Genomic DNA, 26218 nt, shown 5'->3' with positions numbered 1-26218 from the left:
GAAATCTTAAAGTTAAAATTAATTCGTTTGTGTAACTGTGCTGTCTTTACGTAATTTCTCAACTGATTTAACTAATACGTTTAATGCTTCGACAACTTCTGCTTCTTGTCTCGTTTTCAATCCGCAGTCAGGGTTAACCCAGAATAGAGAACGGTCAATTTTTTGAAGTGCACGATCAATAGCAACTGTAATTTCTTCTTCTGTTGGTATACGTGGACTATGGATATCATAAACACCTAAACCAATACCTAAGTCATATGTGATGTCTTCAAAGTCTTGGATTAAATCACCGTGACTTCTTGATGTTTCAATTGAAATAACATCTGCATCCAATGATTTGATCGCATGGATGATTTGACCGAACTGAGAATAACACATATGTGTATGAATTTGCGTTGAATCTTGAACTGAAGATGTAGATAGTTTAAATGAATGTACGGCTTTATCTAAGTAATCTTCATGATATTCAGAACGTAAAGGTAAGCCTTCGCGCAATGCTGGTTCATCTACTTGAATGATTTTAATGCCAGCTTCTTCAAGTGCCAATACTTCTTCGTTTATTGCTAAGGCAATTTGATCTTGGACTTCACTTTTTGCAATGTCTACACGTTCGAATGACCAGTTTAAGATCGTTACAGGACCTGTAAGCATACCTTTAACTTGTTTCTTCGTTAAGCTTTGCGCATAAAGTGTTTCTTTAATTGTTAATGGCGCTGTCCATTTAACATCTCCATAAATGATTGGTGGTTTTACGGCACGTGAACCATATGATTGAACCCAACCGAATTTCGTAACTAAGAATCCACTTAATTTTTCACCGAAGAATTCTACCATGTCATTACGTTCGAATTCACCATGTACAAGTACGTCTAATCCAATTTCTTCTTGAATTTCAATCCAGCGTTGAATTTCATTTTGAACAAAAGTTTCGTATTTTTCGTCTGTGATTCTATTATTCTTCCAGTCTGCACGGAACTTTCTCACTTCTCTAGATTGAGGGAATGAACCGATTGTTGTTGTTGGTAAATCAGGTAAGTTTAATTCTTGATCTTGTAATACTTTTCTTTCTTTAAAAGGTGTTTTACGTTCTGATTTAACAGATGCATAATCGTATTCAAGTTGTTTGAATGATTGATTTTCAAAACGTTCGAATTGTGCTTTCAATTCGTTATATAAAGTATCATCTTGTTCATTGAATAATTGTTTTAAAGCATAAAGTTCGTTTAATTTTTCAGTAGCGAAACTTAATCCTTCACGTACAGATTCGTCTAAAGTTTCTTCTTCTAATGTAACTGGTACATGTAAAAGTGATGAAGAAGGTTGAATCACGATATCGTCTGCATAAGATTGTAATGTTTCGATTAATGATTTCTTCTCTTCGATATTTGTTGCCCAAACATTTCTACCATCTACAATACCTGCAAATAATGCTTTATCTTTAGGGAACAATCCATCTTGAATTTGTTTTAAGTTAAATCCGTTATCATGTACAAAGTCTAAACCTAAACCGTAAACAGGTAATTGACCAACAAAGCTTAAATCTACACGCTCGAAATATGTTTGTAAGACAATATTTGTATCAGCTACTTCTTTATTGAAGTATTCATATGCTTCTTGAGTAATATCTTGTAATTCAGTTGCTTTGTCTGTCACTAGAATAGGTTCATCAACTTGAATATATTCAGCGCCAGCTGCAGTTAAACTTTCAAATACTTCTTTATATAGAGGTAATAAAGTTTTAACTTTATCTTCAAAGCTTTGTTCGCCGCCTTTAGATAATGCAACGTATGTTACTGGTCCAACAATTACTGGATGTGTTGTTGCGCCAGTTTCTTTTGAAAAGTTAAACTTCTCTAGTAATACGTTGTTGTTTACTTTTGGTGATACATTATCCCATTCAGGAACGATATAGTGATAGTTTGTGTTAAACCATTTGATCAGAGCACTTGCAACATGTTCTTTATTACCTCTCGCGATATCAAATAATAAATCATCATCGACAGGACGCCCTTGGAAACGTTCAGGAATAATATTGAATAAAAGTGATGTATCCAGTACGTGGTCATATAATGAGAAATCACCAGCTGGTATTTGATCTACTTTATAGTCTTGTTGAATAGCTAATATTTCTTTGTGCAAGTCTTGCAATGTTTGATCTAATTCAGCTTTATCTATTTTTTTAGCCCAGTAGCTTTCGATGGCTTTTTTCCATTCTCTCTTCTTACCTAGTCTTGGGAATCCTAAATTTGCTGTTCTGATTGTCATAATATTGCCTCCTTGGTTTGTGATCCTGTTTTGGATTTTGAATAGTTCGCTAATTCTACTGTTAAATCATATTTTAAAAATGGTGTCACTAAGTACAAGCCATTAAAATATTGGTGTATTGCGTCAATTAATTGTTTGCTTAAGCTTATGCTAAGCGCTCTTGTTGCGTCTCTGTCGTCTTTTACTTTTTCAAAAGCGTTAAGGACGGTTTCTGATAATTTAATACCAGGGACTTCATTGTGTAGAAAGAGTGCATTGTTATAGTTAGTGATTGGCATAATACCGATGAATATTGGTGCATCTATATGTTTTGTTGCTTCATATATCTCTTTCACTTTTTCAGGTTCATAAATCGGTTGGGTAATAAAGTATTCCATACCTGATTCAATCTTTTTCTCTAAGCGTTTAACTGCTGGCTCAAGTCGATTAACATTTGGATTAAATGCACCGGCTACTGAGAAATTTGTGTTGCTTCTTAAAGTATCGCCGTCTGCATTAATTCCTTGATTAAATTGAGTAATGATTTCGGCTAGCCCGCTGGAATTAACGTCAAATACGCTCGTCGCACCTGGGAAGTTTCCAACTTTTGAAGGATCACCGGTAATCGTCAATATGTCATTAATGCCTAGAAGTGATAGACCCATTAAATGAGATTGTAATCCAATTAAATTTCTATCTCGACACGCTAAGTGTACGAGGGGTCTTATTTTATATTTTTGTTTAATGATACTTGCTGCTGCGATATTTGAAATTCTTACGCTAGCGAGAGAATTATCGGCAAGAGTGACAGCTTCGACACCGCTATCTTCAAGTGCTTGAATGCCTTCAAAGAACTTTGTTGTATCTAAATGCTTTGGTGTATCTAATTCAACAATGACAGTTGGTTGTTGCTGAACGAGTTCTTTAATGCTCGGTTCGCTTTTACTTTGTTGTTTATATTGTTTCGTCTCGATAGGGATGACGTTTTTTTGATTAACGGGTTTTAAGTCTTTGACGACTTGTTTAATCTTATTGATATGATCAGGTGTAGTACCACAACAACCTCCGATTAATCTAACGCCTTGTTGTACGAGTGACTTTGCTGCATCTGAGAAATAAGCTGCATTGTTGTTGTACTTTAATTCGTTCTCTTCTAAATCAAGTAAGCTTGCATTAGGGTAACAAGATAAATATGCTTGATTTGGAATGTCGATATGTTTGTAAGTTTGAATCATATGATAAGGTCCGTGATGGCAATTTAAACCAACAACGTCTGCACCTTCATCAAGTAAAGATTGTAAGGCATCTGGGATAGGTGTACCGTTTCTTAAATAATTCGTATTACTTGCCGTCAGCTGAGCGATGATTGGAATGTCGTACTTTGCTCTTGCATCTTTTAAGACGGCGAGTAGTTCATCTAAATCATAATAAGTTTCGAATAGAATACCATCGACACCTTCGTTAACGAGTGTTTCGATTTGTATTTCTGTATGATATTGAATGGCTTCAATAGATAAGTGACTCTTCTTTACGTTACGAAACCCACCAACCGTTCCTAAAATATATGTGTCTTTATGACTGGCTTTCTTAGCAATTTGTACTGCTTCGCGATGAATTTCTTTAACACGGTGTTCTAAGTTGAAGTCTTGTAGTTTTTCGAAGTTAGCACCGTATGTGTTTGTTTGAATGATATCTGCACCAGCTTCTATATAAGAGCGGTGGATGTGTTCGATTTTTTCTGGGTGTGTTAAATTATATTGTTCTGGGCAAGTATCTAATCCCTCGGAATAAAGGATAGTACCTATTGCGCCATCAGCTACTAAAATGCGGTTCTGCAATGCTTCCTTCAGATTCATATATAGCCTCCTTTAATGCCCAATCGATATCAACGATTAATTCTTTGATATCTTCTAAGCCAACCGATAGTCTAAATAGTCCGTTTGTAATACCACGTTCTGCTCTTATTTCTTCAGGTATAGCTGCATGACTCATCGTTGCTGGGTGTGAAAGTATCGTTTCAACACCACCTAAACTTACTGAAACGAGCGGTATATTTAAGTGATCTACAAATGCTTGGGCAAGTGATTCATCTTTCAATCTAAAGCCAAGTACAGCGCCACCATTTTTAGCTTGTCTTAAGTGTGTGTCGTTTGTAATTGGATAATACACAGTTTCTATTGCTTCATGGTCTATTAAGAAGCGGTAAATTTGTTCGGTATTTTTAACAGATTGTTTAAATCGAATTGGTAAAGTTTTTAAGTGCTTCGCAAGTGTCCAAGAATCATAAACACTTAAGCCAGAGCCGGTACCATTTTGAATGAGGTAAATATCATTTTTAAGTTGTTCATCATTTACAACAACTGCACCAGCGATGAGGTCACTATGACCGCCTAAGAATTTAGTTGCAGAATGAATGACAATATCTGCGCCTAAATTCAATGGTGATTGACCAAGGGGTGTCATAAAAGTATTGTCTACCGCAAGTAACGCATCTTGTTTACGTGCAATTTGTCCTACAGCATCAATATCTGTCACTTTAAATAATGGATTAGAAGGTGTTTCTACATAAATGAGTTTCGTATTGCTTTGTACAGCGTCTTTGACTTGTGATAAATCTGTTTGATCCACTGTTGTAAATTCTATTTTGAATTTTTTTAGAATTTGTTCAGTTAATCTGAAAGTACCACCGTAAACATCATCAGGTAGAATGACGTGGTCACCAGGTTCTAAAGTTAAGAACACTGCTGTAATAGCTGCGATACCTGAGCTGAATGCGAAACCGTATTTTCCGCCTTCTAAATCAGCTAATTTTTCTTCAAGTAACTGTCTATTTGGATTACCACTTCTTGCATAATCAAATTCAGGATTAGCACCTAACGTTTGTTGATGATAAGTCGATGAATAATAGAGTGGTTGATTACTGGATAAATGTTCGTTACCTCGCGTTGAGTCTAATATTAATGACGTTTCTTTTGAATAGCTCATATGGATACCTCTTCCTTTCTAGAATTTTTAAGTGCTTGAAGTATGTCTTCGTAAATGTCTTCATAGTCTTCGATACCAATGGATAAACGAAGTAGATATTCATCGATGCCACGTTTGTCTTTTTCCTCATCTGCCATATCTACATGAGTTTGTGTGTATGGGAAAGTGATGAATGTTTCAGTACCGCCAAGACTTTCGGCGAATATACATAAGTCTATATTTTGTAAAAATCGATCAACACTGTAAGCGTGGTTTAAACGAATACTTAACATGCCTGTTTGTCCTGAATAGAGTACTTCGTCAATACTGTCGATGGATTGAAGAGAAGCGGATAACTTCTGTGCATTCTCTGTCGAGCGATCCAGTCGTAAATGTAATGTCTTAAGACCTCTTAATAATAAATAACTATCAAATGGTGATAATGTAGCACCAGTCATGTTATGAAATTGACCAAGTGTTTCTCCTAATGCATCGTCTGAAACTGTAACGACTCCAGCTAATACATCGTTATGACCACTAATATATTTGGTAGCTGAATGTAATACGATATCTGCGCCATCTTTTAATGGTGTTGATAAGTAAGGCGTTAAGAAAGTATTGTCGATAATTGTTAAGATGTTTTTTGATTGTGCGATAGCGTAAAGTGGTTCTAAATCTACCGCGAACATTAATGGATTTGAAATAGGTTCTATAAAGAATGCACGTGTATGTTCGTTTAATGATGATTGAACCTCTTCTAAGTTTGAAAAGTCGATATATTTAAATTTAATGTTGTATTGCTTTTCGTAAAATTCAAAAAGTCTAAATGTGCCTCCGTATAAATCAAATGAAACGAGTATTTCATCATTCGGTTTGAATAAATTACAGATGAGTTGGATGCTTGCCATGCCACTAGAAGTTGCAAATGAATGTTTGCCACCTTCTAACTTCGCAAATGCTTCTTCGAATTGAGAGCGAGTTGGATTCTTTGTTCTTGTGTAATCAAAGCCTGTCGAACAGCCTAGTTTTTCATGTTGATAGGCTGTAGAAAGATAAATAGGATTGGTTGTTGCTCCCGTATGATCTTTCGATAATGAAATTTGAGCGAGTTGAGTAGATTTCATAATTGGCCTTCCTCCCTAATAAAATTAAAAATAAAAAAAGCTTCCGTCCTTTAAACCCGATTTGAATCGGATGTAAAGGACGAAAGCTTAGCTCGCGGTACCACCTTTGTTCATAATGACATTACTGACATTACCTCATTAAGTACAGGTCTCTATAAAAGTGTATAGAATGGCAGTAAATTCAAAGAACAAATTCCAGTACGCCATCAACATTAAAGAGACTTTAATACTGTATCGCTATAACGGGCGATCCCGTTGACACCTCAATATCGATGCCACCACTCCAAGGCCATTTTCAATCTTTCTTTCAATATTCCCTTTCAGCAATTGGGAACTCTCTGATAATTGCAGTGTAAGATTTACTTTCCTTTTTATCGTGCTTTTAATTTTTATTTCGTTGTTGATATATTACACAATACTAGACACATATTTTTTTGTCAATAACTTTTCTGAATATTTTAATTTATCGGTTAATTAAACTTTTGTGCATAACACTTTCAAAATTGTTATAATCTAATTTGGATGTTTTACGTGAAACAAATGACAATAATTAAACGTGGTGATGAAATGAAAGAAAGCAATCACGAACTTGTAGAAAAAATTTCTTACAACCAAACCCAAGATAAAGTTGTGGATATACCATTAGATAAATTACGGAGAAATCCATATCAACCGAGAGATTTTTTTGATGAATATGCATTGAAGGATTTAACGCAATCAATCATTCAACATGGCGTTTTGCAACCAATCGTAGTGAGAGAAACAATTAAAGGCTACGATATCGTTGTGGGTGAGAGAAGGTTTAGAGCAAGTCAATTAGCAAAGAAGACATCCGTTCCAGCAATCGTTAAAGCGTTAACTGATGAGGAAATGCTTGAGCTTGCTATTATAGAGAACCTGCAACGTGAAAATCTTAAGCCACTCGAGGAAGCAAAGAGTTATGCAACGATGATGAAAGAGTTGAATTTAAAGCAGCAAGAAGTGGCGGATAGATTGGGGAAATCACGATCTTACATCGCTAACGTCTTAAGACTGTTAAATTTGCCACCAAGTGTGAAGCATTTGATTAACGAAGAAAAATTATCAAGCGCACATGGTAGAACACTACTTGGATTAGAGCAGAAACAACATTTAAATCAAGTTGCTCAAAAAGTAGTCAAAGAACAAATGAGCGTACGTGCATTAGAAACGTATATTAAAACACTCAACGCAAACGGTCAGGACAAGACGAAAAAATCAAAGAAAAATAAACCAAACTTTTTAATGAAACATGAGTATCAATTAAAAGAAAAATTTGGAACAAATATTGATATTTCTAAATCCAAAAAGGTCGGTAAAATTTCTCTTGAATTTCATTCTGAAGCAGAATATAAGAGAATTTTAGAATTATTGTTAGAAGATTAAGAGGTGTAACTATGGATAAAATATTAAAAATCATTCATAAAATGATTGATCCATTTATGGACCCAGATAACTGGCAAAAATGGTTTGAACAAATTTTAGTGGGATTATTTTATATTGTATTAGCGTTTATTGTTATAAAAATTCTACATAAAGTTGTAGAAAAATTCTTCACTACGAAATATGGAACTAAGAGGGTAGGGAAGTCTAACAAGCGTGCTAAAACAATGGTGAACTTGCTACAAAATGTCATCTCATATGTCGTGTGGTTCATAGTAGTAACAACAATATTAAGCAATTTAGGTATAAGAGTTGAGAGCATCATTGCCGGTGCAGGTGTTGTCGGTTTAGCAATTGGTTTTGGTGCACAAACATTAGTGAAAGATGTCATCACAGGATTCTTTATTATATTTGAGAATCAATTTGACGTTGGTGATTATGTGAGAATTAATACAACGGGTACAACTGTTGCGGAAGGTACTGTACAATCAATAGGGATGAGATCAACAAGAATTCTTTCATTTGCAGGTGACTTAACGATACTGCCAAATGGTACGATGAATGAAATCGTCAATTTCTCCGTTCATAACGGCATGGCCATTATTGAAATACCTGTTTCTATTAAGGAAGATTTAGAAACTGTTGAGCATAAATTAACCGAGTTTCTACCAACAATTAAAGAAAAATATAGTATTTTCATCAAAGAACCAGAAATATTGGGTGTAGAAACAGTAACAGCAGGAGAAACAACCATTAAAATTGCAGGAGAAACAGAACCAAACGAACATGCATCAGGAGCAAGAATATTAAGAAAAGAAATAAAATCATTCTTTGATAAAGAAGGTATACAATCTCCAATACCAACGATGGTTTCTTATAATCCGAACAATATTCAATAAACATCTGAACTGGAGGTAGTATAATGATTAAATCATATAATTTAAACGATATTGTTGAAATGAAGAAACAACATGCATGTGGCGTAAATAGATTTAAAATCATAAGACTCGGTGCAGATGTTAGAATAAAGTGTGAAGCATGTTCTCGTAGCATTATGATACCAAGACAAGTATTTGATAAAAAAATTAAAAAAATAATTGAAAAAGGACAAGGTGAATAACAAATGGCATTAACAGCTGGCATAGTAGGATTACCAAACGTAGGGAAGTCTACATTATTTAACGCAATTACAAAAGCAGGAGCATTAGCAGCAAACTATCCGTTCGCTACCATCGATCCAAACGTAGGTATTGTTGAAGTACCGGATCACCGTTTACAAGAATTAACTAAATTAGTTAAACCAAAGAAAACTGTACCAACAGCATTCGAATTTACAGATATCGCTGGTATCGTTAAAGGTGCTTCAAAAGGTGAAGGACTAGGAAATAAATTCTTATCACATATTCGTGAAGTTGATGCGATTTGCCAAGTTGTACGTGCATTTGTTGATGAAAATGTAACGCACGTATCTGGTAAAGTAGATCCAATTGATGATATCGAAGTGATTAATATGGAATTAGTATTAGCAGATTTAGAATCAGTAGAGAAACGTTACGATAGAGTTGCGAAAATGGCGAGACAGAAAGATAAAGATGCAGTAGCAGAAGAAAAAATATTAGCAAAAATCAAAGAAACATTAGAAAACAATGAACCAGTAAGAAGCTTAGAATTCACACCAGAAGAAAAATCAATCGTGAAACACATGAGCTTATTAACAGCGAAACCAATGCTATATGTAGCAAACGTAGCAGAAGATGAAGTCGCACAACCAGAAGAAAATGAATATGTACAAAAAATCAAAGCATATGCAGAAAACGAAGGATCAGAAGTCATCGTTATCTCAGCTAAAATCGAAGAAGAACTTGCAACATTAGATGATGAAGATAGAGAAATGTTCTTAGAAGATCTAGGCGTTGAAGAAGCAGGGCTAGATAAATTAATCCGTGCTTCATATAACTTATTAGGATTGGCAACTTACTTTACAGCAGGTGAGCAAGAAGTAAGAGCTTGGACATTTATCGAAGGCATGACAGCACCACAATGTGCTGGTATCATTCATACAGACTTCGAAAGAGGCTTTATAAGAGCAGAAACAGTTAGCTATGATGATTTATTAGCAAATAGCGGAATGAGCGGCGCGAAAGAAGCGGGTAAAGTAAGATTAGAAGGTAAAGAATATATTATGAAAGACGGAGACGTTGTACACTTTAGATTTAATGTATAATGTCTAATAGAGGCTGGGACATTATATCATGTCTCAGCCTCACTTTTATTTAAAGTTAAACAGTAAGAAAAAGATTGTAAAAAGTAATACTCTATGCTATAATTCTTGATTGTGAGTAATGAAAATTATTCCTTGCTTAATACACAGTTATTAGGCCGCATAGACCATAAGGAGGTGTAAATTGATGAGAACATATGAAGTAATGTACGTAGTACGTCCAAATATCGAAGACGAAGCTAGAAAAGCTGTCGTTGAACGTTTCAAAGGAATCTTAGCTTCAAACGGTTCAGAAATCATCGAAGAAAAGGATTGGGGTAAACGTCGTTTAGCTTATGAAATCCAAGACTTCACAGAAGGTTTCTACAATATCGTTCGTGTTAAGTCTGAAAATGACGAAGCAATCAGCGAATTCGATCGTTTAGCGAAAATCTCTGATGATATTATTCGTCACATCGTAGTACGCGAAGAAGAAAAATAATTTAACTTTTAAAATATGGGGGAGATTAAATGATTAATCGTGTTGTATTAGTCGGTCGATTAACTAAAGATCCGGAATACAGAGTAACACCCTCAGGCGTTCAAGTTGCTACTTTCACATTAGCTGTAAATCGTACTTTTACGAATCAGCAAGGTGAAAGAGAAGCTGACTTTATCAACTGTGTTGTATTTAGACGTCCAGCAGAGAATGTAAACAATTACTTATCTAAAGGAAGTCTTGCAGGTGTTGAAGGTCGTCTACAATCTCGTAGCTATGAGAACCAAGAAGGTCGTCGTGTTTATGTAACTGAAGTTGTTTGTGATAGTGTTCAATTCCTTGAACCAAAAGGCGCAAACCAACGTCAATCTGGTAATGATAACCAATCATATAACCAAAATAATAACGAATTCCAAAATTATGGACAAGACTTTGGCGGTAATCAGCAACAAGGTCAGAAAGCACCTTCAAATCAACAGTCAAACAATAATCAACAATCAAGTAACCCATTTGCAAATGCTAATGGACCAATTGATATCAGTGATGATGATTTGCCGTTCTAATAGTTGATTGAAACGAATATAAAAACTTTTAACAAGAAGGGAGGACATAATCATGGCAGGTGGACCAAGAAGAGGTGGTCGTCGTCGTAAAAAGGTTTGTTATTTCACAGCAAACGGTATTACACAAATTGACTACAAAGATACAGATCTACTTAAAAAGTTTATCTCAGAAAGAGGTAAAATTTTACCACGTCGTGTAACAGGTACTTCAGCAAAATACCAACGTATGCTTACTGTAGCTATCAAACGTTCACGTCACATGGCTTTATTACCATACGTTAAAGAAGAACAATAATATATAACGTATAACAAAACCCTTTAGCAATCAGGCTAAAGGGTTATTTTTGTGTCTGGATTTATGAAAAAAGGGCAGAAAAAGGGCAACGTGTGAGAAAGTTGATATTTTAGCCATAAAAAATAGAGCCTATATTTCGGCTCTACTAATTATTAACCGCTTCTAATTTGTTCACCATATCTTGAGCCATTTTATCCGTTACATGTGTATAAATGGCTAACGTTGTCTTATAATCACTATGACCTACTCTATCTTGGATAGCTTTTAAGTTTATTCCTAATTGAGCCAGTGTGGATATATGAGTGTGTCTTAGTGTATGAGTAGTTACACGTTTACTAATAGAACTGATTTCAACCGCTTCTGCAATGATGTTATTAATCTTATTAAGGTCTATAGGACTACCAGCAGTATTTGTAAATATAAAACCTCTATCAATAAACTTGTCATTCCATTGATTCTCTTTCTTGTTATCAAGCATGATTGATTTTAGTAACTTGATGCTTTGAGAAGTTAAACCAATCGTTCTATAACTTGCTGATGTTTTAGTGGTTTCTTTCACTCCAAATGCACCAGTTTCATTATCTTTCTTCCATACTATCGTTCCGTCAATTAATAATGTTTTACCTTCAGTATCTATATCCTCTGTTTTAATGGCCAACAATTCCCCTATACGCATACCATTTATTAACTTGAAATTCAACTATAGATTTAACCATTGCATAGTTACGTTTACGTCCTGCATGCTTTTTATTCTTAACTAAGTAATCGAAACATTCAAGCAACTCTTTCAGCTCATTATCTTCTAAATAATTCTCTCTTTTAGCTTGTAATTCGTCTCTAGTAATAGCTTTTTTTGGTATATCCACTCTATCTAATAGGGAAAGTTCTAATTGGCCATAATACTTATCAATATATCTAAACACTGAACGTATACTAATCATTAATGCCTGTATATGAGAACGTCCCATAGTATCGCTATTAGCCCATTTATCGACTACTTCTTGTAAATAAGTATGTGTTATTTTAGAAATAAGAATATCTGATTTAATAGCTTTTTTAACTGTTCGGATATTACTTTGCTTCTCTTTTATAGTGGTCTCTTTAGATCCAGAGTTCTTTTTGTAATGGTTTAACCAATCGTCACATGCTTGATGAAACGTTAATGTTTTTAATGTGCTTGGTGTCTTGTCATTTAATTTCTCTTCAATGCGCTCATTTAACCGCTTCTGTGCTTCTTTTTGCGACTGTTTACCATTCTTATTCATAACTACGCTTACACGCTTCCATTTGTCTGTTAACGGATCTTTATACTTCTCATAGAAGCGGTACTGTACAACGTCATGTTTGTTAGTAAATTCTTCATACCACATAGGCTAGTCCTCCTTTAAATAAAATGATTATTGGTTAAACTTATATATATATCGATATGGTCGTTCTTTTAATAGTAATTAAGGAAATCATTTGTAATTTTTATTTCAGTACGATTTAAAATATCATTAATCGGCTCAACAAAAACATTTGGACTGTTATCTTCGAGGCTTTCATATAGATGGATTTTTATGTCTTCTACAAGATTTGAATATAAAATTTTCTTCATTCCTTTAGATAATTTGTTATATGTCTCGACAATTAATTTTTTATCATCTGTATTTTCGAAAATAATTTCATAGTAAATCGTTGAAGATTCTAATAGTATTGCAGATATTTTTGTTAAATTTACTACTTTGAGCTCACTATCAATACTATTCGTAATGCCATTATGCTTTATATCAATTAATAAATCTAAATTCAAATGATAATCACTGATTATTTTAGAGTCGTTATTATTTATATATATATTTTCAGAGTCAATTGTGAAGTCAATATCGAAAGGATAAAATTCAAAAAACTCACTAGGATCAATGTTTAGATATTGACAAATTTTATTAATTGTTTCCATCCTTAACATTTCACTGTCATTTTGTGCAGTGTTTGTAATTGTATTCCTTGAAACACCTATTTCCTTTGCCATGCGTACAGTTTTAATGTCTCTTTCAAACATTAGTTCAGCCAACCTATTTCTAATCATGATAATTTCCTCCTATTTTGTTCATATATCCATAATAAAGAATTTTAAGAAAATAAACAATAGAAAGTAATCAAATGATTACTTTCTTGTGCTTATGTTTAGTTTGTATGTTGACATATTTATGATACTTAAGTAGTATTAAGTTATCAGTTGCACAAGTAAATGAGCATTATAGAAGGGTGGTGTGCATTTTGAAGTTATCATCAAAGAGTTATCAATTGAAAGTGGCTTTAATGAAGAAGGGTTATTCTATAACTCATTTAGCCAAATCGACTGGATATAACATTTCGTATGTTAACCAAATTATTAATGGTAAACGTTACCCAAGCCCCAAAACTGCTTCAATAATTGCGAAAGAGTTAGAAATGGAAATCGAAGACCTATTCGATATATACGAAAAAGAGGAGGTGTAAACAATGAAAAATGTAACCGAAATACCAACACGTCAGAACACAGTAACAACCGATGAACAGATTAAAGTAGAACCAATATACGCAAAAGTGCCACAACTCGCAAAGTTATGTGGACTTTCAAAATCAAGCATATACCGTATATTAGACCGTTGGGAAGATGATCCGAATGGTATTGAGGATATGTTTGTCAGTATCTCAGCAACACTTAAAGTGGTTGAAATAGAAAAGTTTAAAGAATATTTGAGAACCATAAATAAAAAATGGATGTAGGAGGATAGTTATGAACAATAGGAAGAAGTTACAGAATATTATTGATCGTTTAACTAGAGCAATCAACATGAATAAAGATGAACTTGAGTATATCGGTAATAATATCAATCGTCATGTAGATAAAGAAGAACTTTTGTATTACTTACTTGAAGATACGTTTAAAGAATTAATAACTTTTGATGCTTTATCTATGTCTAAAAGAGCAGTTGATATCGTTATCAACATACAAACGTTATTGGAAGAAGTTAGTTTTAACACTCAATGTGAGGCTAATATTGGCAATTTAAAGCTTACAAAAATTTCATTTCTTGTAATGGTTACAGGCTTTGTTAAACATCAATTAGAAACGATTTTAAAGGAGGAAAAACAAAATGGATAAAGTACAAGTGAAGATAGTTAAGACAGCGATAGGGTGGTTTAATTTACGGTCTAGTGAAACAGATGAACTATTGCTCAATGCACCATTAGAAACGATACAAAAATTGATTCCTAACTTTAGCGATAAGACAACACTTGCAGCTGCACAACTAGATTTAAGTTTGATAGAGGAGGTACAACATGGCTAGATTTATCGAAAAACATGATGGTTTATACATCGAAGCAGAAACAGAAGCGGAATTATTGTTTTTTAAAGAAAATTCATCAGATTTAATTGATTATTTGAGTTATCACTACAAAAGGTTAGTTAATCAAATAAAAAACAGCCCTATTCATCGTGTCAGCGACGAAACTAACAATGAATAGAGCCTTTAGACCATAGATGAAATCATTCGATTAAAAATTTCATCTACTCAAATTATAGCATGAATTGAGAAAGTGAGGGAGTGATGCATGAGTGAAAACTTAGGTTGGATTAGCTTGCATAGGTCTATCCAAAATCATTGGTTATTTCAAGAAGATAGAAAATTTTCAAAGTTTGAAGCATGGATTGATTTAATTCTAATAGCAAATCACAAAGATGGAAAAGTTATGCATGATGGACAATTGATTGATGTAAAACGAGGTCAAAAATTAACGTCTTTAAGAAAGCTAGGTAATCAATGGAATTGGTCAATTACTAAAGTAGATAAGTTTTTAAACATACTCCATGAAGATGGAATGATAGTCCTAAAAAAAGACACCAAAAAAACACTTGTAACTATTGTAAACTATGATGTTTATCAAAATATAGATTTAGAAAAAAGACAGAGAAGTGACACAAAAAAGAATCAGAAAGAAATCAAAAAAGAATCAGAAAAGAAACAGAAAGAAACAAACAATAATGTTAATAAAGCTAATAAGGATAATAATGTTAATAATCCTCAGAGCGTGAGCGATGAAGATTTTAAAAAGATAGCTGATTATTACAACAAAACAATCCAAGCATTAAATGGAACTGATTATGTTCATTTAGGAGAAGATGTTGAGAAATTTGGTAAAGAATTAGTTTGTAAAGCTATTCAAGAAGCGGCACGTAACAGTGCTCAAAAATATTCGTATATAAACAGAGTACTTATTGATTGGTCTAAGAATGGCGTTAAGACCAAAGAAGATGCTGAACAGTATTTACTAAAAAGGCAACATAACTTCAATAACAAAAATAAATGGCAAAAGGAAGATGAACATTATTCTCCTTATCAGGATATGGAGTTTGCTGAAATTCCAGATGATTCACTTCCTTTCTGATTGGAGGTTAAACGATGATACAAATGAAGTATAGAGAAGCAGAAAAAGGATCACCAGTGACATATGAATCCGAATCGTATATATGTTCTGGTTGTGGACGGATAGTGAGTGACTTGGAACATGAGAATGGGTATGAGTGGCGATATAACTGTCATTGTAATTTAAACGAATTAGCTAAAAGCAATATTAAACAATCTGAAAAAATCAATAGAGATAGATACTTTAATAAATCACTCTCTTTTATTCCTAAGAAATTCCAGAATGTTCATTTTGATGAATATGAAGCAGAAAATGAAATGAACAATAGGGCAATGAGGATATGTAAAAGGTATTCAGATAACTTTGATTTATATAATCCTCAATCATTATTTATCTATGGTGATTATGGAACAGGGAAGTCAATGTTAGCAGCTTCAATAATGAATGACACTAGAAAGAGTTTCAGAGTAATGTATCTAGATATTAATTTACTCTTAAACAATATAACCATGAGTTGGAACTCTAATACAGTATTAGCAAAGCAAAATTACCAAGAAACAATGTTAAAGCTAATTAGAACGGCAGATTTAGTTATCTTCGATGATGTTGGTGCTTCTGCTAACTACAAAGCGCAAATGTCAATACTACTAACAATCATTCAATCGAGATTAGGTAAGCACAATATTTATACGACCAATCTTACTCAAAAAGAGCTATCAAGCGATAAAGATTGGGAACGCATATTTTCAAGAATGATGGAGAATACCACACCAATCGAAATGCGAGGCACTGATAGAAGAAGAAAAGGTAAATTTAATAACACATCAAATGAAGAAAAAAAGATGGCTGAAAAAAAGAGTGATAATAATTTGCCCTATGATATTAGTAACCCACCATTTTAGGAGTAATAGTATCGAATTTGTTTAAAATTATAGGCTATTTGGAATGATTACATACTAAGTAATACAAATAACTCATAAAAGGTTAATCGTTCCAAATATAGCCTTTAAAATGCAAATAATAATATTCGCAATTGGAGGTTAATTAATGAGCTATTACGAAGAGAAATTCAAAAAGCTTAACAAAGAGTTACAGGAACTTCAAAGATATTTAAATGAAAAGATAGATCATGCAAAACATGCTGATGCTGATCCAAATTATATAAGAGAACTTGAAGCGGAAAGTTACGCATTAAAGGTCATTTGGGTACGAACTAATGAATCAATTTTGTATGAGCCTAGAAAGTGATTATTGGGAAAGCTGGGGTAACGATTCGTTCCGTCAGCTAAAAAGGGATAACAATTTGTTCAGTCCTTTCGAAGTGAGTGGGTAAATTAATCAGTTCTTTCAAAAGGGGGTCGTGAAACGCGAGGTCATTGATTAGGATTACGGCACAGGTTGAAATAAGTACTTGATGCACCAACTTGCCGTATCAAGTCAAAACGCAAAATTGCGTTCTCAAAACCCAAAATTGGTTTCTGCTATTAGAAAGTCCAGATGTGGATTCTCTAATAATAATTTTACTGTCCAGATTTGGACACATTGATTTAACCGAGCCAAATGTGGATTCGTTAATTATTTTAGCCAACGGAAATCTCCGTTCTCTGATTCAACCAACGCAAAATTGCGTTCGCTAAAGGGTAACCCTAATTTGGGACAACCATAACCAGTACCCTAATTTAAGGGGGGGTATTAACCAACTCAAAATTGAGTTCGTTAATACGCTCAAATTCGAGCCGATTAGAAGCCGCTTCATTATAAATTGACAAAATTGACACATTAAAAAGTATATAGTCAGAAATGACTATGAATACGCTCAAATTTGAGCGCATTGAAAAAGTACACGCCCAAAAATAATCGCATACTATTACTCAAAAAAGAGTAACAGCAAACTATAAATAAAATACAGATGGACTAAATTGTACAAGTGTACTTACAAGTATGGTTGTAGACAAAAAAGTCCATCACTAAACCTAAAGGAGAAATTAAAAATGAAAACAGATAAATTATACAAAGAATACTTAGAGGCAAACAAAAAGCAAGACAAAGAACTAAAGACGTTAGAACAAAAAAGAAATGAATTAGTCGCTGAATTAACAGAAGTAGAACAAGTGTATGGCTTGGCTACTAATAACGGTGAATTTGAAAAGGCACAAGAGGCATATAAAGAAGTTTTAAAAGCTAAAGAAAAATTAAAAGAACATGATGACCTAATAAAAATCAAGCAAGATACTGTACCAGCAATCAAGAGAAAGAACCTATTCAAATTATTAAGTAGTGTAAATGATTTAAGATCGTTTTATATCGATGAAGCGGAAGATATACAGGCAAGATTGAATAATGCTATAGAAGAGTATAACGGCATTATTGAAGAGTTAAGTGATTTGAATATGCTCTATAACGATGACTTATCAAAATATGATAACTTACATTACTTTTTATCCGTTCAAGATAAACATTTATTCAAAAATCAACATGGGGAATGGAAAGCCAAAACAAGAAATATGATTAATCATAAAGGCGAGCTAGATAAAGTTGAAATCAGTAAATATTAATAAAGTGGGGTCGTGCTTTACGACCTCATAACTTTAAAGGAGGTAACTATGGCAAGTATCATCAGCAATTTTAAAGAGCAATATAAAGATATGGTATTAGGATTTAGTGATGAAGCGTTACGTTGGGAATTACACCGACATGAGTGTTTTAATACTGATCCTAACGAGTGGTATAAAAATACTATGTTAGAAATGTTACTCGAAGTGTTTGAAGAACGCGGACTATCACGTGTAACACAAGATGAAGTGATTCATCAATATTATACGAAACTAAGGTTTTGCGAATACCAAATCGCTACAAAACTTAAAGGATATAAATTCTTAATTAATGTATTAGAAGATATGAAAAATCATCCTCAAATACCTGACGATTATTTGAAGTGGATAGATGAATTAATAAATGTAATTGTAGAAGAAACTAAAAAAGAGCAAAGTGAAAAGATTGATAAGACACCAGACATAGAAACGGAAAAAGAACGTGAAGCAATAGATTTTACTAACTTTCTGTGAGGTGTTTTAAGTGGCTTATTCGATTACTGATAGGGCGTTATTAACTAAATACAACAGACTATATCAACAAGCGTATATTAAACATAGACAAGAGGAAATAGAAGAACTGTATCATATGAATTGCTCGACAATGGGTATTGATGAAGCAATGGGTTTATCTACTAAAGTGTTTAATATATGCGATTTATCAATTCATATCATTGAGTGTAAGGAACGATTGCAACGGAAAATAGACGTGTTTAATCAAGCTAACGATGATGTTGAAGAAGCACTGTTATTGATAGATGACATTAAAGTATACGAAGCTATATCCTATTTCCAAAAGTATGGCGTAAGAAGAAATCGGAATAGCCAACATCCTATAAATAAGTTTAAAAAGACGTTAGCAAAGATACACGATGAAAGAATACATGATGATCCAATTGAACAAGAAGCGGTCAACGTATTGAGTGATGAGATACAAAGTTATATTGATTATGAATTTAAAGTTGAACCAGTTGTAATTAATTGGGTAGAAATCTTTAATCATTTGAAAGGTAAGCATTTAGCTGAACAGAACGATTTTAAACGACGAAAGGAGGTTATGTAATGGCTAGAGTTAATTATAAAGACTGGATAACTAAAGAGGGACTAACTAAGATAGAAGGTTGGGCTAGAGACGGTTTAATAGATGAACAGATAGCCCATAACATCGGTTGTAGTGTAAAAACATTATACAACTGGAAGAAAGCTCATTTACCTATTTTACAAGCCTTAAAAAGAGGTAAGGAAGTTGTAGATAGAGAAGTCGAAAGTTCGCTACACAAACGAGCATTAGGCTACTATGTTGAAGAAGTAACATACGAACAAGGTATTGAAGTGAAAAGAGTTAGAAAACATGTTGCACCAGATACAACGGCGATTATATTTTGGCTTAAAAATAGAAAGGTTGAATGGAGTGATAAGCACTCTATCGAACATACAGGGGATATTACGTTTATTGATGACATCATGACTGATATGACAGAAGAAGAACTACGTAATGTAGCCAAATTAGGTGATTAGGAGGTATAGAATGAACAGGGAACAGTTAAGAGATATAAAGTTATCGGCTGAACAAATAAAGCGTGTAATGGCTTTATATGGTCAATCTATTAACCAACAGTCTAACAAGATTAAAGAATTAGAAGCGGATAACGAAATGCTAACTAATAAAATTAATAATATAGATAATCAATCATCAAATGATGATAAAAGAGTATTGGAATTAGAAAGTGAACGTGACTATTTAAAACAAGAATTAGAACGTCATAAAGATTTAATCGATGAGTGTGAGTTAGATAAAGCGATATTAAAGAACGTTGCACGTGATATGCACGATCCAGAAGATATATTCAAAGTGTTGGATAAAGACCGCTTCCAAATCAATAATGATACAGGCGAAGTCATTAATCTTGATAAGGTGCTGGAAGAAGTAAGAGAACAAAAGAATTATTTATTTAAAGCATAAAAAGAAGCCTTGTACAATTAAGTACAGGGCTTACTTTTCGCATAAGAAAGTGAGATCGATGATTGATAACCAAACCGAAAATAGAATAAAAACCAAGCATTAGTATTTCATCAATAAATATGTGGATTTATATTTTGTAATTTTATTATACCACATATTAATACCTGATACTATTACTAGATGCTAAAAATATTTACAAATTCAAATTCCACCTTTTGTTATTAAAACTTTAATTATATTCATCTTCGATGTCTCCAACTATTTCTTCAAGTATGTTTTCTAAAGTAATAATACCTTTGAAATCATTGTCTTCATAAATAGCGGCAATGTGAATTTTTTTTCTTTTCATCATTTCTAATATCTTCTTTAAAGGGGTATCTATATGGACTGATATAATTGGTTTAATATGATCTATTAAATTAGTAGAATTTTGATCATTAAATAAGCGTTTAGAATGTAAAAAACCAATTATTTTATTATTGTTTATAGCTGGGTATCTTGTATAGTTTTCGATTTTTATTTTATTAATCGCTTCATCAATAGTGTTATTAACGTCAATTGTTTCTACTTCACTAGTATGAATCATGATATCTTTTGCGACTAAATTATCGAATTTAAACGCCTTATTGATATGATTTAGTTCACTTTCATTAATTTCTCCACCTTCATGACTATCATGCAATAATTGTTTTAATTCTTCTTCAGAGTGGAAAATATCACTTTCTTTAGCAGGTTTCATACCAAACATTTTTAGTATAATTCTTGATGATCCATTCAGTATAAAAATAAAAGGATACATAAGTTTATAGAAAAAGATTATAGGTCTTGAAAATAAAAGTGTGACATATTCTGCTTTTTGAATAGCAATAGTTTTAGGTGCCATTTCTCCTATAACCACATGTAAATAAGTAGCGATTACAAAAGCACCACCTATTGTAAAGGGATGTATCCATGTTTCGGGTATGCCGATAGTTGAAAATAGTGGGTGTAAAATAAATTCGAATGTAGATTCTCCGACCATTCCAATACCTAATGCAGTTATAGTAATACCTAACTGACAAGCTGCTAAATATTCATCTAAATAATCAATAACTTTTTTTGCAGACGCAGCTTTTTTATGGCCTTCATTTAAAAGTTGATTAATTCTGGTTTCTCTAACTTTTACAATCGCAAATTCTGTAGCAACAAAAAAGCCAGTTAATACAAGTAAAATTAAAAAAATAATAAGACTAAGTGTGGTTCCCAATGATTTTCCTCCAAATTATATTATAGCGAAAGCTAATATAATAATTATATCAAAAAAATATTTCGAATTAAAATAAAACCATTCTACATAATTAGAGATATTAAAGATGGTTAATTATTTTTAAGGGTTTTAAACATCTATATATTAGTATGTTTTTGTGTGTCTGAAAACATAGCACACATGGTATAATACACCCTAAAGAAGGTGTTTATATGTACATGCTATTTGAACATATTTGGGACTATGAAAATTCAAAAACCAACGTAATATGTATTAGTGAAAATAAAATCTTATAACAAGCATATTATTAAATTATAAATTTGGTAGAATATTAGAATTAGAAAATAGAGTTATATACGAATTAGAAGACCGAGAATTTATACTAATTCATACCATTAAAGATAATTACCTAAAAAAAGAGGTGATTATACTGAAGATGAACTAAACCTATTAACTAAACAACTAGCAAATACATTCAAAATCTCGGCTCCTTTTGCATGGAGACAACTTAATAAATTAAAGATTTTAGAAAATAACAGGTCACTATCATGACAGAAAAGACTCAATTAAATGAAGATACAATAAAGTTGTTAAAAGAGAATTTGAATTTTGATAGTGATGAAAAAGAGAATATTGATAATGATGCAGAAACTGCTGTTGATGATATACAAGATTTTTATAAATATAAAAAGCATTTGAGAGAGTCTGCAAAAACTCAAATTGACTTTAAAGATAGTATTAGAAAAAAGGCGTTGATTACTTTTTTAGTATTAACTACCCTTTTGTTGGTTAATTTATTAATAATGCTTTATCTCCCAAATGTAGAAATAAAGATAAAAGGTTTTTATTATAAATTTCCAAGGTTTGATATAAAATTAGTTATGTTTTTTGCTTCTGTAACTTTTATTAATATATTTGGTCTAATTATGTTTATATTTAGATATATATTTAGTCCAACTACTGATCTTTTAAATCATAATAAAGATTTGTCAAAGTAAATGAAGTCCACAAAAATAGCCGCAACTCTTAGAGTTGCGGCTATTTTTATATAAAATTGAACATACCATGCTATAATACTTTTAAAAAAGGGGTAATAATATGAGGGATATATTATTCAAAGTACCAAATGAAGTAGCTAATGACGAAGTAATCGAAAAAATGACTTATTATTACGATAAATCTAATGAAATTAGCAAGATATTTGAAAACGATAGATTAACAGGAAAAGAATTAGCAAGAGAATTACGGGAAGAATTAAAGAAGGAATATAAAAATAATGATACAATTCGAACTTCAAAATTTTATAAAGAACACAGTTTATTTAAAATATATAAATATGCAGTAAGAGATTCATATGTTAATACAACAGGTCAATTAGATAATGGTCAAAATACAAGAAGTTTCTTATATAACGTTACTGACTATATGAGTTATTACGAAAACGATGTTTAATAAATATGTTTAAGGGCAAAAAAAGGGCAAGTAAATGATAAAAAGGGCAAAGGTCTGAAACTAATTAGACTGTAGGGACTCTTGAAAAGCTGATATTAAAGCAGTTTGAAAAAGTGTGAACATAGTAAAAATAGTCGTATATCAAAGAAGAACAATAATATTTAATGTATATAGAACCCTCTAGCAATCAGGCTAGAGGGTTTTTTGTGTTTTTAAATTTATGGAAAAAGGGCGACAGTCAATAATAATAACCTTAAGCTGCATAACGCCACAATAATTGGAATTTTAGATGATTAATTTAATTAAATATTTATGAATAACATTTTATCATGATATAATGAGTGGGTATTAGATGAATGGGAGATGAGTATGTTGCAAATAAATAATTATTCATTAGAAGTTAAAGGGAAACGATTAATTGAAAATTGTGATCTTCAGTTTTATCAAGGGAAATTCAATCATATTGTAGGTAAAAATGGTGTAGGGAAATCACAAGTGGCAAAGGATTTTATTTTAAATAATAGTGGAAAAATTGATCAATCTATTTATTCAAATGCGACATTAATATCAAGTTCATCAAATGTACCAGTTGATATTACTAAAAAATACTTGTTAAAAGTTTTGAAAAGTAAATTTAAATCGGAAAGTAAGTTAAACGATTTAGCAGGGATGTTACAAATATCATCAATTCCAGATAATGTTTTGATAAAAAATTTAAGTGATGGTCAAAAACAAAAATTAAAATTGCTAAGTTTCTTTTTACAAGATAAATCTATAATTATATTAGATGAAATAACAAATGCCTTAGACAAAAAAACAATCAATGATATATATGACTTTTTAAATCGCTATTTAGAGCAGCATCCAGATAAAACAATCATTAATATAACGCATAATTTGTCTGATTTAAGTAACCTCGTAGGTAAATATTTTATTTTCAAAGATTTATACATAGAAGAATATGATTCAAAAGAACAAGTTATAAATGACTATATAAACTTATAAATGTACAGAGGTGTATCTATGAACTTAGAATTTAAGAAAAGTATTTCGAATCACATTATTTTGACTTTAGGCGTATTATTTTTGTTTTTATTTTTACTAGGGTATTTCTTACCAGTCGGGATTGATAAAGTCAGTCATTTAACTTATGGAGAATACTTCTTTAGTGCATATACAGTAGCAACTGAGTTTGGTTTTCTACTATTTTCATTTATCATTGCATATTTTATAAATAAGGAATATTCAAGCAAACAGTTATTGTTTTACAAGTTACTAGGAGATAATGTGTTCACGTTTTTTTATAAAAAAATCGCAATATTATTTATTGAATGCTTCATGTTTCTAATAATAGGGTTAACTGTTATTTCAATGATATTCTCGAACTTTACACATTATTTTCTGTTGCTAGTATTGTTTTCTTTAGTGATATTACAATACATCATCATTGTTGGAACGATTAGTATAGTTTCTCCTAATGTACTCATCAGCATAGGGATTAGTATTGTTTATTGGATTTCTACAATTATATTAGTAGCAATCGATAAAACTAAATTTGGAATAGTTGCTCCATTTGAAGCAAGTAACATACATTATGATTTGGTGGGTAAATTATTAAATGGGCAAATGGAACACTTACCCTCAGCAAGTATTATAACTATCGCCCTGTATTTTCTTTTGTTATTTGTAATTAATATTTTAGTGTTATGCTTATGTAGAAAAAGATGGATCAAGTTAGGGTTGTAATCATTAAAAAGAAAAGGATGATTCAATATGATTGAACATGAGTGGTCGCATTTAAAAGGAGAAAATAGAAAGATAACGAGAAGTTGTTAGAGATATTACATAAGGATTTTAAAGAGTTTGGTAAGTCCGGTAAAACTTTTTATAAAGATGATATACAGAATGCTCAATTAGATACAGATGAATACGAGATATATGATTTTGAGGAATACACTTTAGCAGAAGATGTAAAATTATGTACATATACTTTGGTCAATAAAACGCAAAATCAAAGTACAAATAGAAGCTCGATTTGGAAGTTTGAAGAAAGTTGGAAATTAATATTCCATCAAGGTACAGAAAAAGATAAATAATTAGACAGACCTCTATAAATGCTGTTAAATAAACTTTTTTTATCATCCTGGGAAGTCTAAAAAGAACACCCCATTTTGTATTTGATATACAAAATGGGGTGTTTGAATATATGTTATAGACCAACTTAAAATGAAAAATAACGCTATATTTAATCAACAGTAGGTGGGTATTTCATTTTGTTACAGAATTCCTCGAAATTGTTAGCATGTTTGATATAAGTGTCATATTTTTCCATAATGGAGTTTTTGCAAAATAAAGATTGTTTAATGGGCATACTTATAATAGTTGGTTCAACTTGATTTTTAGAATAATCAAAGGCATATGTTCCACCCTTGCCAAAACCAAAAGGAATAATTTTTCCCCAGAATCCTTTGTTTTTTCTCTCAATTTGTCTTTGTAAATTCAATGTAGAATTTTTTTCTAGTGTATAAAAAGTTAAAAATTGAAATTCATCATTGTTTGAAATGGGATTGTATTCTATTCTTTTTCCATGATATTGAATGATTAAGTTTTTATAAGATTGAGGGAAATGAAAATCGTATTCCTTTTCAATACCATCAATAATAGATTTGTTTATATTATTGATGGTATCGTCACGATCTACGTACCATTCGCCGTCTTCAGGAGGATCTTCGCCTTCTAATCCATTTAGGAAATCTAAGAAGCTATCAGCGACAGGGAATATTGCCCAAGGGAAGTCTTTTAAGCGTTCAGATGTTTCCATCGCTTCGATTTCTTCATCCGAATATTCTCTGTCTTCTTCTAAGAAAATCATACCTAATAACTCGTGATCAACAAAGACAACACTAGGTTCTGTTTCAGATTTGGAGTAATCAAGCGCGATAAGATTTCCAGCAATATCTTGCGCTATGACAACATAGGGATCAAATTCAGTTAAACCATAAAAAGGTATGCCCCATATATTATTTGCTTTGTTTTCTTTGTTGAAAGACAACATATACGATAATGTTGGACTCATGTCTTCGTTTACATAAAAACGTGCTTTTTTAGTTTCCCCATGGTGAAACATTTTACTTAATTCAATGAAATTTTCTGGTAATTTATGTCCTATTTTTGCTTCGAACTCATAAATTAATTTTTCATCTGCAATCTTCTCAGTTTCAGACCAAAATTCTTTATTATTAAAATCTAACGTTTGCCTTCTCCCCATATTGCGACGCCTC

At 32.1% G+C, this 26218-nt stretch carries 32 protein-coding genes, 1 pseudogene and 1 other annotated feature; of the genes and pseudogenes, 25 read left to right on the top strand and 8 right to left on the bottom strand.

Going from position 1 to position 26218, the window contains the following annotated elements; all coding sequences use genetic code 11:
* Positions 1–18: 18 nt before the first annotated feature.
* The 4 genes from metE to P3U32_RS12705 are packed head-to-tail and all read right to left on the bottom strand — an operon-like array spanning position 19 to position 6332.
* Complete coding sequence (gene metE, locus P3U32_RS12720; protein ID WP_323704898.1) at positions 19–2268, bottom strand: 5-methyltetrahydropteroyltriglutamate--homocysteine S-methyltransferase; 2250 nt, start codon at positions 2266–2268, stop codon at positions 19–21.
* A complete protein-coding gene (locus P3U32_RS12715) occupies positions 2262–4100 on the bottom strand; it encodes a bifunctional homocysteine S-methyltransferase/methylenetetrahydrofolate reductase (RefSeq protein ID WP_323703537.1) in 1839 nt (612 codons plus the stop codon). The genes metE and P3U32_RS12715 overlap by 7 nt, the downstream gene beginning before the upstream one ends.
* Positions 4057–5229: a cystathionine beta-lyase MetC gene (gene metC, locus P3U32_RS12710; protein WP_323703536.1), complete on the bottom strand. Its 1173-nt coding sequence runs from the start codon at positions 5227–5229 to the stop codon at positions 4057–4059. Before metC ends, P3U32_RS12715 begins: the two co-directional genes overlap by 44 nt.
* Positions 5226–6332 carry a PLP-dependent transferase gene (locus P3U32_RS12705; protein WP_323703534.1) on the bottom strand — a complete coding sequence of 369 codons (1107 nt, stop codon included), beginning with the start codon at positions 6330–6332 and terminating at the stop codon, positions 5226–5228. Before P3U32_RS12705 ends, metC begins: the two co-directional genes overlap by 4 nt.
* 72 nt (positions 6333–6404) lie before the next feature.
* Positions 6405–6716 (bottom strand) — a binding site (T-box leader).
* Between the two features lie 183 nt (positions 6717–6899).
* Here P3U32_RS12705 and P3U32_RS12700 point away from each other — a divergent pair.
* From P3U32_RS12700 to rpsR, 7 genes are all read left to right on the top strand, one after another.
* A complete protein-coding gene (locus P3U32_RS12700; protein WP_323704897.1) occupies positions 6900–7736 on the top strand; it encodes a ParB/RepB/Spo0J family partition protein in 837 nt (278 codons plus the stop codon).
* Between the two features lie 11 nt (positions 7737–7747).
* Positions 7748–8632: a mechanosensitive ion channel family protein gene (locus P3U32_RS12695; RefSeq protein WP_323703532.1), complete on the top strand. Its 885-nt coding sequence runs from the start codon at positions 7748–7750 to the stop codon at positions 8630–8632.
* Positions 8633–8655: 23 nt separating this feature from the next.
* On the top strand, positions 8656–8853 hold the full coding sequence (locus tag P3U32_RS12690) for a DUF951 domain-containing protein (protein ID WP_323703530.1): 198 nt from the start codon (positions 8656–8658) through the stop codon (positions 8851–8853).
* Between the two features lie 3 nt (positions 8854–8856).
* Positions 8857–9957: a redox-regulated ATPase YchF gene (gene ychF, locus P3U32_RS12685; protein ID WP_323703528.1), complete on the top strand. Its 1101-nt coding sequence runs from the start codon at positions 8857–8859 to the stop codon at positions 9955–9957.
* A gap of 184 nt (positions 9958–10141) precedes the next feature.
* Positions 10142–10435 carry a 30S ribosomal protein S6 gene (rpsF, locus tag P3U32_RS12680; protein ID WP_323703526.1) on the top strand — a complete coding sequence of 98 codons (294 nt, stop codon included), beginning with the start codon at positions 10142–10144 and terminating at the stop codon, positions 10433–10435.
* Between the two features lie 29 nt (positions 10436–10464).
* Positions 10465–10995 carry a single-stranded DNA-binding protein gene (gene ssb, locus P3U32_RS12675; protein ID WP_323703524.1) on the top strand — a complete coding sequence of 177 codons (531 nt, stop codon included), beginning with the start codon at positions 10465–10467 and terminating at the stop codon, positions 10993–10995.
* A 52-nt stretch (positions 10996–11047) separates the two neighbouring features.
* Complete coding sequence (gene rpsR / locus P3U32_RS12670) at positions 11048–11290, top strand: 30S ribosomal protein S18 (RefSeq protein ID WP_323703522.1); 243 nt, start codon at positions 11048–11050, stop codon at positions 11288–11290.
* A gap of 145 nt (positions 11291–11435) precedes the next feature.
* Here rpsR and P3U32_RS12665 read toward each other — a convergent pair.
* Both P3U32_RS12665 and P3U32_RS12660 read right to left on the bottom strand, forming a co-directional pair.
* Positions 11436–12660, bottom strand: a pseudogene (locus tag P3U32_RS12665) (tyrosine-type recombinase/integrase).
* 68 nt (positions 12661–12728) lie between these two features.
* Positions 12729–13358, bottom strand: a complete 630-nt coding sequence (locus P3U32_RS12660) for a helix-turn-helix domain-containing protein (RefSeq protein ID WP_323703521.1) — start codon at positions 13356–13358, stop codon at positions 12729–12731.
* Between the two features lie 191 nt (positions 13359–13549).
* On the opposite strand from P3U32_RS12660, the gene P3U32_RS12655 reads away from it, so the two are divergent.
* The 13 genes from P3U32_RS12655 to P3U32_RS12595 all read left to right on the top strand — a co-directional run bounded on the left by P3U32_RS12655 (position 13550) and on the right by P3U32_RS12595 (position 20239).
* Positions 13550–13771, top strand: coding sequence for a helix-turn-helix transcriptional regulator (locus tag P3U32_RS12655; RefSeq protein WP_323703520.1), 222 nt, complete (start codon positions 13550–13552; stop codon positions 13769–13771).
* A 3-nt stretch (positions 13772–13774) separates the two neighbouring features.
* Positions 13775–14041: a helix-turn-helix domain-containing protein gene (locus P3U32_RS12650; protein WP_323703518.1), complete on the top strand. Its 267-nt coding sequence runs from the start codon at positions 13775–13777 to the stop codon at positions 14039–14041.
* A 10-nt stretch (positions 14042–14051) separates the two neighbouring features.
* Positions 14052–14420 (top strand): hypothetical protein, encoded by a 369-nt coding sequence (locus P3U32_RS12645; protein ID WP_323703517.1) that lies wholly within the window; start codon positions 14052–14054, stop codon positions 14418–14420.
* Positions 14413–14607 (top strand): hypothetical protein, encoded by a 195-nt coding sequence (locus P3U32_RS12640; RefSeq protein ID WP_323703516.1) that lies wholly within the window; start codon positions 14413–14415, stop codon positions 14605–14607. The genes P3U32_RS12645 and P3U32_RS12640 overlap by 8 nt, the downstream gene beginning before the upstream one ends.
* Positions 14600–14785: a hypothetical protein gene (locus P3U32_RS12635; protein WP_323703515.1), complete on the top strand. Its 186-nt coding sequence runs from the start codon at positions 14600–14602 to the stop codon at positions 14783–14785. The genes P3U32_RS12640 and P3U32_RS12635 overlap by 8 nt, the downstream gene beginning before the upstream one ends.
* Before the next feature lie 87 nt (positions 14786–14872).
* On the top strand, positions 14873–15706 hold the full coding sequence (locus tag P3U32_RS12630) for a DnaD domain-containing protein (RefSeq protein WP_323703514.1): 834 nt from the start codon (positions 14873–14875) through the stop codon (positions 15704–15706).
* Between the two features lie 14 nt (positions 15707–15720).
* A complete protein-coding gene (locus P3U32_RS12625; protein ID WP_323703512.1) occupies positions 15721–16587 on the top strand; it encodes an ATP-binding protein in 867 nt (288 codons plus the stop codon).
* A 145-nt stretch (positions 16588–16732) separates the two neighbouring features.
* Positions 16733–16933, top strand: a complete 201-nt coding sequence (locus P3U32_RS12620; RefSeq protein WP_323703510.1) for a hypothetical protein — start codon at positions 16733–16735, stop codon at positions 16931–16933.
* Positions 16934–17676: 743 nt separating this feature from the next.
* On the top strand, positions 17677–18240 hold the full coding sequence (locus P3U32_RS12615; protein ID WP_323703509.1) for a hypothetical protein: 564 nt from the start codon (positions 17677–17679) through the stop codon (positions 18238–18240).
* A 48-nt stretch (positions 18241–18288) separates the two neighbouring features.
* Positions 18289–18750 (top strand): hypothetical protein, encoded by a 462-nt coding sequence (locus P3U32_RS12610; protein ID WP_323703508.1) that lies wholly within the window; start codon positions 18289–18291, stop codon positions 18748–18750.
* Positions 18751–18760: 10 nt separating this feature from the next.
* Complete coding sequence (locus tag P3U32_RS12605; RefSeq protein WP_323703507.1) at positions 18761–19339, top strand: hypothetical protein; 579 nt, start codon at positions 18761–18763, stop codon at positions 19337–19339.
* Positions 19339–19794 (top strand): hypothetical protein, encoded by a 456-nt coding sequence (locus P3U32_RS12600; protein WP_323703506.1) that lies wholly within the window; start codon positions 19339–19341, stop codon positions 19792–19794. The genes P3U32_RS12605 and P3U32_RS12600 overlap by 1 nt, the downstream gene beginning before the upstream one ends.
* Positions 19795–19804: 10 nt before the next feature.
* Positions 19805–20239: a phage scaffolding protein gene (locus P3U32_RS12595; RefSeq protein WP_323703505.1), complete on the top strand. Its 435-nt coding sequence runs from the start codon at positions 19805–19807 to the stop codon at positions 20237–20239.
* Between the two features lie 229 nt (positions 20240–20468).
* Here the strand turns inward: P3U32_RS12595 and P3U32_RS12590 are convergent, their stop codons facing one another.
* The gene (locus P3U32_RS12590) at positions 20469–21485 is read right to left on the bottom strand and encodes a hemolysin family protein (protein WP_323703504.1); all 1017 of its coding nucleotides are present in this window, start codon (positions 21483–21485) and stop codon (positions 20469–20471) included.
* Positions 21486–22033: 548 nt separating this feature from the next.
* On the opposite strand from P3U32_RS12590, the gene P3U32_RS12585 reads away from it, so the two are divergent.
* From P3U32_RS12585 to P3U32_RS12565, 5 genes are all read left to right on the top strand, one after another.
* Positions 22034–22483 (top strand): hypothetical protein, encoded by a 450-nt coding sequence (locus P3U32_RS12585; RefSeq protein WP_323703503.1) that lies wholly within the window; start codon positions 22034–22036, stop codon positions 22481–22483.
* Between the two features lie 100 nt (positions 22484–22583).
* Positions 22584–22937, top strand: coding sequence for a hypothetical protein (locus P3U32_RS12580; protein WP_323703502.1), 354 nt, complete (start codon positions 22584–22586; stop codon positions 22935–22937).
* Between the two features lie 372 nt (positions 22938–23309).
* Complete coding sequence (locus P3U32_RS12575) at positions 23310–23942, top strand: YydI family epipeptide exporter ATP-binding subunit (protein ID WP_323704896.1); 633 nt, start codon at positions 23310–23312, stop codon at positions 23940–23942.
* 18 nt (positions 23943–23960) lie between these two features.
* Entirely contained in the window at positions 23961–24683 is a 723-nt protein-coding gene (locus P3U32_RS12570) for a YydJ family epipeptide exporter permease subunit (RefSeq protein WP_323703501.1), read from the top strand.
* Between the two features lie 83 nt (positions 24684–24766).
* Positions 24767–25033, top strand: a complete 267-nt coding sequence (locus P3U32_RS12565; protein WP_323703500.1) for a hypothetical protein — start codon at positions 24767–24769, stop codon at positions 25031–25033.
* A gap of 149 nt (positions 25034–25182) precedes the next feature.
* Here the strand turns inward: P3U32_RS12565 and P3U32_RS12560 are convergent, their stop codons facing one another.
* Complete coding sequence (locus P3U32_RS12560; protein ID WP_323703499.1) at positions 25183–26205, bottom strand: SMI1/KNR4 family protein; 1023 nt, start codon at positions 26203–26205, stop codon at positions 25183–25185.
* Positions 26206–26218: the final 13 nt, after the last annotated feature.

It is taken from the genome of Mammaliicoccus sp. Dog046 (assembly GCF_034039665.1).
Lineage (GTDB): Bacteria > Bacillota > Bacilli > Staphylococcales > Staphylococcaceae > Mammaliicoccus.
This window is presented reverse-complemented; position numbering and strand designations above follow the sequence as displayed.